Below are 13,731 nucleotides of genomic sequence, written 5' to 3' on the forward strand. Positions count from 1 at the left end.
GCCACCGCGCACCCCCGGCCGAGTCGATATCCTTGCCGCGTGGCCAGGAAGTCGCGACACGGGGAGGGCACGGTGACGGCGCAGCCCGATCCGGCGCTTCAGCGCGCCGAGGGCACGGTCGAGCCGGAGGAGACGCTGAAGGAGCGCATCCTCGACGCCGCGGAACCACTGAAGGAGCGGCTCGAGAAACCCGTCGCGCGGGTCTCCCGGTGGGCGAAGTGGGTCCAATCGCTGCGGCCGTACCGCGTCTACATCAACTTCTCGCACTCCGACGGCAACCTCCGGGCGGCCGGGATGGGGTTCCAGTCGCTGTTCGCCGTGTTCGCCGCCGTCTGGCTGGGTTTCTCCGCCGCCGGCGTCTGGCTCAGCGGCAACCAGGACATCTTCGACTCGATCGTCGACATCATCAACCGGGCGATCCCCGGGCTCATCTCGACGGACACGACGACCGGCGTCATCAACGCCGAGCAGCTGGAGTCCGCCACGGCGTTCGGGTGGTCGGGCATCGTCGCGGCGGTCAGCCTCCTGTGGACGGCGATCGGCTGGCTGTACTACACGCGCCAGGCGGTGCGCGCGGTGTTCGGGCTGAGCAGGGACACCACGAACTACGTGCTGCAGAAGATCCGCGACCTGTTCCTCGCGCTCGGGTTCGGGCTGGTGCTGGTGTTCTCCGCTCTCATCTCCATCATCAGCACGCAGGCGCTGGCGTTCTTCCTCCAGCTCGTCGGGCTCAGCTCCGACACCTTCTGGACCGACGCGATCACGCGGTTCTCCGGCCTGCTCATCTCGGTGATCCTCAACATCTTCACGCTCGGCGCGATGTTCCGCGTGATGGCGCGGGTCGCCATCCCGTGGCGCAACCTGTTCTTCGGCGTGCTGCTCGGCGCGTGCGTGCTCGCCGGGCTGAGCGCGCTCGGCGGCCTGCTGCTGACCGGGGCGACCAAGAACCCGCTGCTGGCGACCTTCGCGGTCTTCGTCGGTCTGCTGATCTGGTTCAACCTGGTCTCCCGCGTCATCCTGCTGTCGGCCTCCTGGATCGCGGTCGGGATGTTCGACAGCGGGCTCTCGCCGCGGATGATCTCGCCGGAGCAGGCTGCCGCCGAGCGGGCCGCCGCCGAGTACGAGGCGCGGGTGCTGGTGGCGAAGGCCGAGCTCCAGACCGCGCGGGACGAACTGGCGCACGCCCGCTTCCTCGCCCGGCTGGGCGCCCAGCGCCGGGTCGAGAAAGCCGAGCACCGGCTCAACGACCTGCTCGACGAGAGCAGCGTCGGCGCGCGCCGCTAGGCTGGAGGCATGCCCTCGAAACCCCTGCGCATCGCGACGGTCAACGTCAACGGCATTCGGGCCGCCTACCGCAAGGGTATGGGCGCCTGGCTCGACAGCAGGGACGTCGACATCCTCGCACTGCAGGAGGTGCGCGCCTCCACGGAGGACCTGCAGGGCCTCCTCGGCGACGAGTGGGACATCGTGCACGACCCCGCGACGGCGAAGGGCCGCGCGGGCGTCGCGATCGCCAGCCGGCACCCCCGCGCGGAGATCCACCGCGTCGAGCTCGGCGCTCCCGACTTCGACAGCGCCGGCCGCTGGCTGGAGGCCGACTACGAGGTCGACGGCCACGTCGTCACCGTCGTCAGCGCCTATGTGCACTCCGGCGAGGCGGGCACAGAGAAGCAGGACGCCAAGTACGCGTTCCTCGACGCGATGGAGGCCCGCCTCCCGCAGCTGGTGAAGCACAGCGAGTACGCGGTCGTCATGGGCGACCTCAACGTCGGCCACCGCAAGCTCGACATCCGCAACTGGAAGGGCAACGTCAAGAAGGCGGGCTTCCTCCCCGAGGAGCGGGCGTACTTCGACCGCTTCCTCGGCGCGGAGGACGACGCCCGCTACAACGACGGCGCCGGCCTCGGCTGGGTCGACGTCGGCCGCAAGGCCGCGGGCGAGGTCGACGGCCCGTACACCTGGTGGTCGTGGCGCGGGCAGGCCTTCGACAACGACACCGGCTGGCGGATCGACTACCAGCTCGCCTCCCCGGCGCTGGCGGCGAAGGTGAAGAACTACGCGGTGGACCGTGCGGCCGCCTACGACGAGCGATGGTCGGACCACACTCCCGTGGTCGTCGACTACGCCCTCTAGCATCCGCATCCTTCTCGACCCGAAAGCAGTGACATGAGCACACTCCCCCGCCTGTACTCCGGCATGCAGCCGTCGGCGGACTCCCTCCACCTCGGCAATTACATCGGCGCCCTCCTGCAGTGGAAAGAGCTGCAGAGCACCCACGACGCGTTCTTCTCCGTGGTCGACCTGCACGCCATCACCGTGGCGCAGGACCCGGCGGAGCTCCGCGAGAAGACGCGCCGCACGGCCGCGCAGTACATCGCCGCCGGAATCGACCCGTCGGCCTCCACCCTCTACGTGCAGTCGCACGTGCCCGCGCACGCGCAGCTCGCCTGGCTGCTTAACACGATCACCGGGTACGGCGAGGCCGCCCGGATGACCCAGTTCAAGGACAAGGCCGCAAAGCAGGGCGCCGACGCGACCTCGGTCGGGCTGTTCGCGTACCCCGTCCTGATGGCCGCCGACATCCTGCTGTTCGACGCGGAGGTCGTCCCGGTCGGCGACGACCAGCGCCAGCACGTCGAGCTGACCCGCGACCTCGCGGAGCGGTTCAACAGCCGGTTCGGCGAGACGTTCGTCGTGCCGCAGGCGATGATCCTCAAGGACGGCGCGCGCATCTACGACCTCCAGAACCCGGAGTCGAAGATGTCCAAGTCCGCCGAGTCGGGCGCCGGGATCGTCTGGATGCTCGACGAGCCGGACGTGACGCGCAAGAAGATCATGCGCGCCGTCACCGACACCGACGGGGTCGTCTCATTCGACCGCGCGGGCAAGCCGGGCATCTCCAACCTGCTCAGCATCTACTCGGCGCTCAGCGGCCGCGCGGTCGCCGACATCGAGCTGGAGTACGACGGCAAGGGCTACGGCGACTTCAAGAAGGGCCTCGTGGAGGTCGTCGTGGAGACGTTCGGCCCGGTCCGTGAGCGCGCCCTCGACCTGCTCGCCGACCCGGCCGAGCTCGATCGAATCCTCGCGGGCAACGCGGAGCGCGCGAGCGAGGTCGCCGAGCGCACGCTCGCCAAGGCCTTCAACGCGATCGGTCTGCTGCGACGGGCGCGCTGATGCCTCCGGCCCCGGTGGAGCTGGCGGGCGGCCCTGTCCTCCTGTCGGTTCCGGCGGAGGCCGACATCGACCGGATCGCGGAGTTCTGCCGCGATCCGGAGGTCGCCGCCTGGACCACGGTGCCCTCGCCCTACGACCGCGCGGACGCCGTGAAGTTCGTGACCGGGATCGTCCCGGACGGCTGGGCGAGCGGGCAGGAGCTCACGTGGGCGCTGCGCGACGCTCAGACGCGCCTGCTGCACGGGATGATCGGGCTGCACCACCTCCACGACGGCGAGGGCGAGATCGGCTTCTGGCTGGCCGAGGGCGCCCGCGGGCGCGGCTGGATGGCCGCGGCGGTGGACCTGGTGCTCGACCACGCCTTCGACGGCTCCGCGGGGCTGGGCCTCCAGCGCGTCGTCTGGCACGCGTTCGCGGGCAACGTCGCGAGCGCGGCCGTCGCCCGCCGGGCCGGCTTCCAGTGGGAGGGCGTCGCCCGGCTGGGTGCGCCGCACCGCGGGGTCCGGCGCGACGACTGGCAGGCCGCGCTCCTGCCCGGCGACCCGCGGACGCCGGCGGACGGCTGGCCCGCGTTCACCTCCGCGCAGGCGGCGTTGTGACGCGGGAGTCCGCACCCCGCGTCGTGCTCTTCGACCTCGACGACACGCTCTTCGCGCACCGCGCGGCGGTGTCGGCCGGCATCCAGCGCTACGCCGACCAGCTCGGCGAGCCGTACGGCACGATGGCGGCCGTCGACCTGACCGCGCTCTGGCACGACCTGGAGGAGGAGCACTACCACTCCTACCTCGCCGGCCGGCTCGACTTCGAGGGCCAGCGCCAGGCGCGCGCCCGCGACTTCGCCTCCCGGCACGGCGTCGAGCTGAGCGACACCGAGGCGAGCGCCTGGTTCGCGGACTACTTCGAGCACTACGTCGCGGCCTGGTCGCTGCACGACGACGCCCTCCCCTGCCTGGACGCGCTGGACGCGGCGTTCCCCGGCGTGCGGTTCGGCCTCATCACCAACGGCGACCTGGCGTTCCAGCGCCGCAAGGTGGAGGCCGTCGGGCTCGACTCCCGCATGGAGCACCTGATCGCCTCCGGCGAGGTCGGCGTCGCGAAACCGGACTCCCGGATCTTCGAGTACGCCTGCTCGGTGTTCGGGGCACGTCCCGCCGAGGCGGTGTACGTCGGCGACCGCCTCCGCACCGACGCGATCGGCGCCGCCCGGGCCGGGCTGACCGGCGTGTGGCTGAACCGTCGCGGGGATGTGCCGACGGCCGACGACGCGGCGGAGGCCGCGGAGGTCGGCGTGATCGAGCTGAGCGGGCTGGCTGGCTTGGTGGGGGCGCTGGGCGGCTAGTCCGCTGCGAGCCGATCCCCCGCGAGCCGATCCCCCGCGAGCTCCTCGCGCCGCAGCGGGTGGAAGTAGTAGCCGCCCTCCGTCTCCACCGCGTGGACGGTGAGGCGGGCGCCCTTCCGGACGAAGTCGTCGACCTTGACGGTGCCGCGCGCCTCGACCAGGTCGCGCACGCCGACCGCGGGGATCAGCCCGCGCTTGCCGTCGTCGTCCGTGGCGAGAGCGAAGCGGGGGCCGGTGTGGGTGACCGTCACGACCCGGTCGCTGTTGCTCGTGGCGGCGTTCGGCGCGATCTCGTCACGGCTCGGGTCCACTTTCCTGTCGGCCTGGTTCGCGATGATGTCGGCGAGCAGGTCGACCTCCCACAGCAGCCCGGCCATCGTGCGCGCCAGGTCGGCCCTGTGCTCCGTGGGAGCGAGCGCGCCGAAGTTGTAGAGGTCCTCGTGGGTGAGCTCACTCCACGAGTCCTGCAGCATCGTCTTCACCTGCAATTCCACGATCACCGGCCTCTTCCCGCTCCCCGGCACGTCCAATTCGAAGAGGAAATGCCGCGCGCGGTACCCGCTCGCCTTCGGGCCGGCGATGTAGTCCTTGTTCTCCGTGACGTCGTGGAACCGGAGGTTGCTCTTCGGATCGCCGCAGCGCTTCTCGATCTCCTCCGTCACGAGCGCGGAGTCGCGCAGGGTCTTGCAGACGAGCTTGACGCCGACGATGTCCTTGACCGTTGCAGCGATGTCGTCGAGCTCCGCGACGGTGGCGTCAGGCCCGAGCTTGCGCTTGGCCTTCTCCAGCGTGCGCTTGACGTCCTTGACCCGGCCTGGGGCGACCTTCAGCCGCGACCGGTCCTCCCCGGCGAGGATCTCCTCGCACAGCTGGTCGAGGAAGTTCTCGACGCTCGACTGCGCGCTCCTCCACTCGTGACCGCGCATCGAGTACAGCGCTTCGACGACCTCGTAGGACAGGGTGTAGCCAGGCATGACTGCGATGCTATACCTGAGATTTCTCGCGCCGGGCGGCGGCGTCCTGCCTCAGTTCCCCTTGGTGCAGGTCTGCTGCGCGGCGGTCTGACCGGTGACGTTCGACGGGAGGCTGACCGCCGACGATGTCGGAGCCGGCGTGCTGCCGCTCGCCGCGCTCGACGTCGCGCTCGGCGCCGGCGTCGCGGCCGCGGTGGGCGTGCTCGACGGCGTCGCGGTGGCCGACGGCGTCGGCGTGGCCGCCTCCGTCCCGTTCCCGGTCGTTCCGGTGAGCTGGACCGGGGTGTCCGTGGAGAGCGCCTGCTTGAGCGCGTCGACACCCGTCGGCTCCGGGACGACGCGGTTGTTGTTGTCGGGGTCCGTCATCGACGGGTACTGGAGGAACACGAAGTCGCTCAGCGACACGCTCTTCAGCGCGAGGCCGATCGAGACCAGAGTGGTCGGGGAGGCCATCGTGTCCGACAGGGTGAGGTTGGAGGTCGCAGCCTTCGCCAGCGTGAACAGCGTCAGCGGGTTGCCCAGGACACCGGCGCTGGTCACCTTGCGCAGCAGGGCCGAGAGGAACAGCTGCTGGTTGCTGATCCGGCCGAGGTCGCTGCCGTCGCCCACGCCGTGCCGGCTGCGGACGAACGCGAGCGCCTGGGCGCCGACCAGGGTCTGCTGGCCGGCGGGCAGGTTTAGCCCGACGTACGGATCGGTCAGCGGCGTCGCGAGGCAGACGGTCACGCCGCCGACCGCGTTCGACATCGCCGAGACGCCGTCGAAGCTGATCTCCGCCGCGTACGGGATGCTGAGGCCGGTGAGCGCCTCCGCCGTGAGCACGACGCAGGACAGGCCGCCGGTGGACAGCGTGGTGTTGAACTGCGCGCTGTCCTGCGGCGAGGTAGAGCCGCCGCCGGAGGTCGGGCAGGACGGGATCGGCACCATCAGGTCGCGCGGGATGCTGATCACGGTCGCGTGCTGGTGGTCCGCGGAGAGGTGCAGGACCATCGTGACGTCGTTGTTGCCCGCGCCCGAGCTGCCCGCGAGCTCCTGAGCGCTGGAGAACTGGCCGCCCTGGCCGGTGCGGGTGTCCGTTCCGGCGAGCAGGATGTTGACAGCTCCGGACTCCGCGCCGACCGCGGGCACCGCGACGGGCTTGCCCGCGGCGGAGACCAGGTGGACGGCGGGCTTCAGGGAGCGGACGGTGTCCTGCACCGCATACGCGGCGATGGCGCCCGTCGAGATGACGGCGACGGCGACGATCGACGCGAGCAGCCGCGCGACCGGTCCGCGGGCGCGGCGGACCGGCAGGCGGCCGTGCCGCACCGGGGTCGGTCGCGCGACCGTCGAATGCCTCATGCTTCGACGTTAGGGGAGCAAACTGCGGGAAACCTTTCCCGCGGATGAGGAACCTGCAAGGATCCACAGCCGGGCGGCGGACCTGACCCGCGAACACGCACGAGCGCCGCCCGGCGGAAGCCGGACGGCGCTCGGTGGCACTGCGTGGAGGTTACTTCACGTCGTCGTCGACCCAGTCGAACGTCTTCGTGACGGCCTTCTTCCACAGGCGCAGCTGACGGTCGCGCTCGGCGGCGTCCATGTCCGGCGTCCAGCGACGGTCTTCCTGCCAGTTCTTGCGCAGGTCGTCCAGGTCGCTCCAGAAGCCGACGGCGAGGCCCGCGGCGTAGGCGGCGCCGAGCGCCGTCGTCTCCGCGACGACCGGACGGACGACCGGGACGCCGAGGATGTCCGCCTGGAACTGCATGAGGGTGTTGTTGGCGATCATGCCGCCGTCCACCTTCAGCTCCGACAGCTCGACACCGGAGTCCGCGTTGACCGCGTCCAGCACCTCGCGGGTCTGGAAGGCCGTGGCCTCCAGGACGGCGCGGGCGATGTGACCCTTATTGACGTAGCGCGTGAGGCCCACCAAGGCGCCGCGCGCGTCCGCCCGCCAGTACGGCGCGAACAGGCCGGAGAACGCCGGCACGAAATACGCGCCGCCGTTGTCCTCGACGGTCTTCGCCAGGTCCTCGATCTCGGGGGCGCTGGAGATGATGCCGAGGTTGTCGCGCAGCCACTGCACCAGCGAACCGGTGACGGCGATCGAGCCCTCCAGGGCGTAGTGCGGCTTGTCGTCGCCCAGCTTGTAGCCGAGCGTCGTCAGGAGGCCGTTCTTGGAGTGGACGATCTCCTCACCCGTGTTGAAGATGAGGAAGTTGCCGGTGCCGTAGGTGTTCTTGGACTCGCCCGGATCGAACGCCGCCTGACCGAACGTGGCCGCCTGCTGGTCGCCCAGGATGCCCGCGACGGGCACCTCGCGCAGCAGGCTGGAGGACTCCACCGTGCCGTAGACCTCGGAGGAGCTCTTGATCTCCGGGAGCATCGACTTCGGGACCCCGAACACCTCGAGGATGTCGTCGCGCCAGGTGAGCGTCTCCAGGTCCATGAACATGGTGCGCGAGGCGTTGGTCACGTCGGTGGCGTGCACGCCGCCGTCGGGGCCGCCGGTGAGGTTCCAGAGCACCCACGCGTCGGTGTTGCCGAACAGCAGGTCGCCGCGCTCGGCGCGCTCGCGGGCGCCTTCGACGTTCTCCAGGATCCAGGTGATCTTGGTGCCGGAGAAGTAGGTCGCCAGCGGGAGGCCGACATCCTGCTTGAACCGCTCGACGCCGCCGTCCGCGGCGAGGCGGTCGACGATCGGCTGGGTGCGGGTGTCCTGCCAGACGATGGCGTTGTAGACGGGCTCGCCGGTGTTCTTGTCCCAGACCACCGCGGTCTCGCGCTGGTTGGTGATGCCCACCGCCGCGATGTCGTGACGGGTGAGGTCGGCCTTCGACAGCGCCTGGCCGATGACCTCGCGCGTGTTGTTCCAGATCTCGACCGGGTTGTGCTCGACCCATCCCGCCTTCGGGAAGATCTGCTCGTGCTCCAGCTGTCCGCTCGACACGATCGACCCGGACTTGTCGAAGATGATCGCCCGAGTGCTGGTCGTGCCCTGGTCGATAGCGACGACGTAGTCGGCCATACGTAACTCCTTTGTTTTGGGGGTGGGACTGAAGAGGGCCGGTCGGGGTCTCCCCCGGCCGGCCCCCGGGTGTTACTTGGTGAGGATGGGCAGCAGCAGCAGCGCGAGCCAGCCGGCGAGCAGACCGCCGATGATCGGGCCGACGACCGGCACCCAGGAGTAGGACCAGTCGCTGGTGCCCTTGCCCTTGATGGGCAGGACGGCGTGAGCGATGCGCGGGCCGAGGTCACGAGCCGGGTTGATGGCATATCCGGTCGGACCACCGAGGCTCGCGCCGATGCCGATCACCAGGAGGGCGACGGGCAGGGCGCCGAGGGCGGCGAGGCCCGCCGCGGTGCCGGGCTGGTGGCCGAAGGCGATCACGACGAACACCAGCACGAAGGTGCCGATGATCTCGGTGACGAGGTTCCAGGCGTAGCTGCGGATCGCAGGGCCGGTGGAGAAGACGCCGAGCTTGTTGCCCGGGTCCGGCTCCTCGTCGAAGTGCTTCTTGTACGCCAGGAACGTCAGCACGGCGCCGATGAACGCACCGATCAGCTGCGCGACGATATAGAGGAGCACTGTCACGAAGTTGACCGGCACCAGCGTGTGCCCGGCGGCGCTGCCGAACGCCTTGGCGCCGTTGGCGACCAGACCGAGCGTCACGGCGGGGTTCAGGTGCGCGCCCGAGTTGTAGGCGACGACGACACCCGAGAAGACCGCGATGCCCCAGCCGATGTTCACCATCAGGAACCCGCCGTTGAAGCCCTTGTTCTTGATCAGGGCGACGTTCGCGACGACACCGGTACCGAGAAGCACCAGCATTGCCGTTCCGCACAACTCTGACAGGAAATCAATACCGATATTGTCCACGTTGACCTTCCAGTTGTTCAGTTGACCCGCACCCTGTCGTGCGATGGTGTGGCTCTCGCCAGGGTGGGCCTTTGAACGCTATTGCGGTCGGGTCCGCCCGGGCAAGGACCGTTCTATGCACGTTCGTGCATTATCGGAGCGCCGCGGCTTCGCTCCCGTCCCCCGACGCCAGGTTCACCCGGTGGGCGGCTGCCAGTTCCGCTTGGAACGCATCTTCCTCCTCCGCGCGCCGATTTGGCGACCATCCGAGCGCGTTTGCGACGATTTCGCCGATCTCGTGGACCAGCGGGATCGAGACCGAACCGGTGAACGCGAGGCTGGTGCGGCGCAGGAAGACATCGGAGAGGTGGGCCACCCGCTCCGTGCGCACGAGGTGGTCGATCTCCGCGCGGGAGTAGTCGGGGGCGGCGGCGAGAGGGGCGTCCTCACCGTCCCAGCCGGCGATGGCGTCGATGACGAACGCGGCCTTGGTGCCGTAGCGGTGCAGCAGCACGCTCGCGCGGGCGGCGCCCACGTCGGCGCCGTAGCGGGCCACCCAGTCGCGCTCGGCCTGCGGCGTCGTGGGGAAGCCGGCGCCGCCGCCGATCGGGAGGCCGAGGGTGGCGACCGTGCGGGTCATGCCCAGGGCCTCCAGCGTCTCGTTCGCGAGGTGCTCGCTCAGCGCGCGGAACGTCGTCCACTTGCCGCCGACGAGGCTGAGCACGGTGGTGTCGCCGAGACCGGCGATCGTGCCGGGCACGATCCGGTAGTCGCGGGAGACGAAACCGGGCGCGGTGTCGTCGTGGTGCGGCAGCGGGCGGACGCCGGAGAAGCTGTAGACGATCTGCTCGCGGGTGACCGGGATCGTTGGGAAAACGTGCGCGACCAGTTCGATGAAGTAGTCGATCTCGTCCTCGGTGCACACCGCGGGGACCGACATGTCCGCTTCGAGGTCGGTCGTGCCGACCATGACCTTGCCCTTGAGCGGGTAGATCAGGACGATGCGGCCGTCGTTGTTCTCGAAGAAGATCTCCCGGCCGTCGCACGCCTCCAGCAGCTCCGGGTTGTCGAGGACGATGTGCGAGCCTTTGGTGCCGCCCATGAACTCGGTCGCCCGGCCGAGGGCGGCGTTGGTGAGGTCGGTCCAGGGGCCGGAGGCGTTGACGACGACGTCGGCGGTGACCGTGAACTCGTCGCCGGTCTCCCGGTCGCGGACGAGCACGCCGCCGTCCTGTGCTCCGACGGCCTCCAGATAGTTCGCCGCCCGGGCATGCGGGCCGGCGGCCAGACCGTCGGCGAGGACGTCGAGCGCCAGGCGCTCCGGGTCGTGCACGGACGCGTCGAAGTACGTGGCGGTGTACTTCAGCCCCGGGTTCAGCTTCGGGAGGGTCTCGAGCGACTTCCGCCGGCCGTGGAAGCTGTGCCGCGGCACGGTGCCGCCCTCGCGGGAGAACGTGTCGTAGATCGTGAGGCCGGTCTTGATCAGGAAGGCGCCGCGCTCCTTCGGCTTGCCCTGCTTGTGGGTGAGGAAGCGCAGCGGCGCAGCGAGGATGCCCGAGAAGGTGGAGTAGATCGGGATGGTCGTCTGCAGCGGCTTGACGTAGTGCGGCGCGATCTTCAGCAGGCCGTTGCGCTCGGTCACCGACTCCTTGACCAGGCGGAACTCGCCGTTCTCCAGGTAGCGGATGCCGCCGTGGATCATGTGGCTGGAGGCTGCGGACGCGCCGGACACGAAGTCGTTGCGCTCCACGAGCACGACGTCGACGCCCTGCAGGGCGAGGTCGCGGAAGGTGCCGAGCCCATTGATCCCGCCGCCGACGATCACGACCTGGGCGTGCGGGCGCTCGCGGAGCTGCTGGATCTCGGGGCGGGCATTCGACTTCGTCGTCACGGTTGACTCCTGGTGCTTCTACTGAACGGCGGTGGGTTTCGCTATAGTCTTCGATGTCGGCACAACTTCGATCAAGCCGGATGCACATACGTGCAGCGCCACCCGAACCCAGGCAGCAGTACCCGAAACCAGAAAGCGGTCCCCGAATGTCCGCACCCGATACCCAGAACCTCCCCGAGAAGGTCCGCGACGCCCTGAAGGCGGGGCACCTGTACTACATGCAGGACCTCACGATGGAGGCCATCGCCCACGAGATGCACACCTCGCGGTCCAGCGTCTCCCGGCTCCTCTCCTATGCGCGCGCGTCCGGGCTGGTCACCATCCAGATCGCCCAGCCCCACGAGGGCGCGACGCGCGTCCAGCAGGAGCTGCACGCCCGCTACGGCATCGGCGCACACATCGTGCCGATGCCGAGCGCGATCAGCGACGTCGACCGGCTCGAGCGCGTCGCGATCTCCGCTGCACGGATTCTCGACCGCTTCATCGACTCCAACACCACCGTCGGGGTCGCCTGGGGCTCGACGATGAGCGCGCTTAGCAGGCACCTCATCCCGAAGGACCTGCACAACGTGGAGTTCGTGCAGCTCAACGGCGCGGGCAACACCTACACGACCGGCGTGCTGTACGCGTCCGAGATCCTGCGCCGGTTCGGCGACACCTACGCCGGGACGATCCAGGAATTCCCGGTGCCCGCGCTGTTCGACGACCCGCAGACCAAGCAGGCCATGTGGCGCGAGCGCAGCACCCGGCGCATCCTCGACATCCAGGAGCGGATGGACGTGGCGCTGTTCGGCCTGGGTTCCCCCTTCTCGGAGGTGCGCTCGCACGTGTACGCGGGCGGCTACCTCGACGCGGAGGACTACGCGTCGCTGGACGCCTCCGGGGTCGTCGGCGATGTGGCGACGGTGTTCTTCCGCGAGGACGGCAGCCACCACGGCATCCCGCTGAACGAGCGGGCCAGCGGGCCGGACATCGACCTGATCAAGCGCGTGCCCCGCCGGGTCTGCATCGTCTCGGGCCCGTCGAAGGTGCACAGCCTCCGCGGCGCGCTGGCGGCCGGGCTGATCACCGACCTGATCGTGGACGAGGGGACGGCACGCGCGCTGGCGGATCTGGTGGAGCCGGGCGAGGCCGCCGCCTCGGTCGAGCACGCCGCCTGACGTCACACAACGTCCGGGAATAGTTCGCCCGAACCGGCGTTGATCTAGACTCGACAACAGAAGAACGTGCTCCGGGGTCGGTGAGAGTCCGAACCGGCGGTGACAGTCCGCGAGCGGGAGGCGAGAGCCCCCTGCTGAACCGGTGGAATTCCGGTACCGACGGTAATGCGTGCAGGCGAGAGCCTGGGCGCTCAGTCCGGATGGGAGGCGCACGTCGGCGGTCCGCGTTTTCGACCGCCGCGAACGCGAGCTTTCGGCTCCAGCGACCCCGGCACCACGTCTCGACGGCAACGAGAGACAGGACGACGCCCGGATGACCCGGACTGGAGATTGGGAAGCGGCGATGCACACCGCGCTGCGGCTCGCCGAGGGCGGCCCGGCCGCCGGCGTCAACCCGCGCGTCGGCTGCGTGATCCTCGACGCCGACGGCAACGCCATCGCGGAGGGCTTCCACCGCGGAGCCGGCACCGCGCACGCCGAGGTCGACGCGCTCAGCAGCCTCCCCGAGGGCGGCGCCCGTGGAGCGACGGCCGTCGTGACCCTGGAGCCGTGCAACCACTGGGGTCTCACCGGCCCCTGCTCGGAGGCGCTGATCGCCGCCGGGGTCGCCCGCGTGGTCTACGCGGTCGCCGATCCGGGCCGCCACTCCAGCGGAGGCGCCGAGCGCCTGCGGGAGGCCGGCGTCGAGGTCGTCGGCGGCGTGCTCGCGGACGAGGCGGAGACCTTCCTCGGCGACTGGCTGACGGCCGCGCGCCTCGGCCGGCCGCACATCACGGTCAAGTGGGCCAGCACGCTCGACGGCCGCACCGCCGCCGCCGACGGCACCAGCCGGTGGATCACCGGCGCCGCAGCCCGGCAGCGCGTGCACGAGCAGCGGGAGGCCTCCGACGCGATCGTCGTCGGCACCGGCACCGTGCTCGCCGACGACCCCAGCCTGACCGCACGCGGCGACGCCGGCGAACTCCTCGCCACGCAGCCGACGCCCGTCGTCGTCGGAACGCGCGCCGTTCCGAAGGACGCGGCTGTGTTCCGCCATCCGCACCCCGTGATCTTCGAGGGCACCCACGACCTCCACGAGGTCGTCGCGGACCTCCACCAGCGCGGCTTCCGCCGGGTGTACGTGGAGGGCGGCCCGACCCTGGCGAGCGCGTTCGTCGCCGCGGGGCTCGTGGACGAGTACGCCATCTACCTCGCGCCGTCGCTGCTCGGCGGCCCGAAGCTCGCGCTCGGCGACATCGGGGCCGAGACCATCGGCGACCAGCGCAAGCTGCGCATCCTCGACGTCGAACGACTCGGCGTCGACCTGTACCTGCGGGCCGTGCCCGTCCCGACCACCCACCAGGAGGCGTGAG

The 13,731-nt window shown here is 70.1% G+C and carries 12 protein-coding genes and 1 riboswitch; of the genes, 7 read left to right on the forward strand and 5 right to left on the reverse strand.

The features are described 5' to 3' along the window. The first annotated feature begins 39 nt into the window (after window positions 1-39). The 5 genes from F1C12_RS08345 to F1C12_RS08365 are packed head-to-tail and all read left to right on the forward strand — an operon-like array spanning window position 40 to window position 4,516. Window positions 40-1,284 carry a YihY/virulence factor BrkB family protein gene (locus F1C12_RS08345; protein ID WP_185278303.1) on the forward strand — a complete coding sequence of 415 codons (1,245 nt, stop codon included), beginning with the start codon at window positions 40-42 and terminating at the stop codon, window positions 1,282-1,284. A 9-nt stretch (window positions 1,285-1,293) separates the two neighbouring features. Further along, window positions 1,294-2,133, forward strand: a complete 840-nt coding sequence (locus F1C12_RS08350) for an exodeoxyribonuclease III (RefSeq protein WP_185278304.1) — start codon at window positions 1,294-1,296, stop codon at window positions 2,131-2,133. A 33-nt stretch (window positions 2,134-2,166) separates the two neighbouring features. After that, a complete protein-coding gene (gene trpS / locus F1C12_RS08355; protein WP_185278305.1) occupies window positions 2,167-3,177 on the forward strand; it encodes a tryptophan--tRNA ligase in 1,011 nt (336 codons plus the stop codon). Next, window positions 3,177-3,776: a GNAT family N-acetyltransferase gene (locus F1C12_RS08360; protein WP_185278306.1), complete on the forward strand. Its 600-nt coding sequence runs from the start codon at window positions 3,177-3,179 to the stop codon at window positions 3,774-3,776. The genes trpS and F1C12_RS08360 overlap by 1 nt, the downstream gene beginning before the upstream one ends. Beyond that, the gene (locus F1C12_RS08365) at window positions 3,773-4,516 is read left to right on the forward strand and encodes an HAD family hydrolase (RefSeq protein ID WP_185278307.1); all 744 of its coding nucleotides are present in this window, start codon (window positions 3,773-3,775) and stop codon (window positions 4,514-4,516) included. The genes F1C12_RS08360 and F1C12_RS08365 overlap by 4 nt, the downstream gene beginning before the upstream one ends. On the opposite strand, the gene F1C12_RS08370 is transcribed toward F1C12_RS08365, so the two are convergent. The 5 genes from F1C12_RS08370 to F1C12_RS08390 all read right to left on the reverse strand — a co-directional run bounded on the left by F1C12_RS08370 (window position 4,513) and on the right by F1C12_RS08390 (window position 11,219). Continuing rightward, window positions 4,513-5,490, reverse strand: coding sequence for a GTP pyrophosphokinase (locus F1C12_RS08370; RefSeq protein WP_185278308.1), 978 nt, complete (start codon window positions 5,488-5,490; stop codon window positions 4,513-4,515). The genes F1C12_RS08365 and F1C12_RS08370 overlap by 4 nt on opposite strands. Before the next feature lie 51 nt (window positions 5,491-5,541). Continuing rightward, a complete protein-coding gene (locus F1C12_RS08375) occupies window positions 5,542-6,831 on the reverse strand; it encodes an LCP family protein (protein WP_185278309.1) in 1,290 nt (429 codons plus the stop codon). 151 nt (window positions 6,832-6,982) lie between these two features. After that, window positions 6,983-8,497: a glycerol kinase GlpK gene (gene glpK, locus F1C12_RS08380; RefSeq protein ID WP_185278310.1), complete on the reverse strand. Its 1,515-nt coding sequence runs from the start codon at window positions 8,495-8,497 to the stop codon at window positions 6,983-6,985. A 72-nt stretch (window positions 8,498-8,569) separates the two neighbouring features. Next, window positions 8,570-9,301: an MIP/aquaporin family protein gene (locus tag F1C12_RS08385; protein ID WP_258046179.1), complete on the reverse strand. Its 732-nt coding sequence runs from the start codon at window positions 9,299-9,301 to the stop codon at window positions 8,570-8,572. A 178-nt stretch (window positions 9,302-9,479) separates the two neighbouring features. Beyond that, complete coding sequence (locus F1C12_RS08390; RefSeq protein WP_185278312.1) at window positions 9,480-11,219, reverse strand: glycerol-3-phosphate dehydrogenase/oxidase; 1,740 nt, start codon at window positions 11,217-11,219, stop codon at window positions 9,480-9,482. Window positions 11,220-11,365: 146 nt separating this feature from the next. On the opposite strand from F1C12_RS08390, the gene F1C12_RS08395 reads away from it, so the two are divergent. Together F1C12_RS08395 and ribD are read left to right on the forward strand one after the other, a co-directional pair. Then, on the forward strand, window positions 11,366-12,379 hold the full coding sequence (locus tag F1C12_RS08395) for a sugar-binding transcriptional regulator (RefSeq protein ID WP_185278313.1): 1,014 nt from the start codon (window positions 11,366-11,368) through the stop codon (window positions 12,377-12,379). Between the two features lie 63 nt (window positions 12,380-12,442). Further along, window positions 12,443-12,595: riboswitch (FMN riboswitch) on the forward strand. Between the two features lie 127 nt (window positions 12,596-12,722). After that, on the forward strand, window positions 12,723-13,730 hold the full coding sequence (gene ribD / locus F1C12_RS08400; protein ID WP_185278314.1) for a bifunctional diaminohydroxyphosphoribosylaminopyrimidine deaminase/5-amino-6-(5-phosphoribosylamino)uracil reductase RibD: 1,008 nt from the start codon (window positions 12,723-12,725) through the stop codon (window positions 13,728-13,730). Window position 13,731 lies beyond the last annotated feature (1 nt).

It is taken from the genome of Leifsonia shinshuensis (assembly GCF_014217625.1).
Lineage (GTDB): Bacteria > Actinomycetota > Actinomycetes > Actinomycetales > Microbacteriaceae > Leifsonia > Leifsonia shinshuensis_A.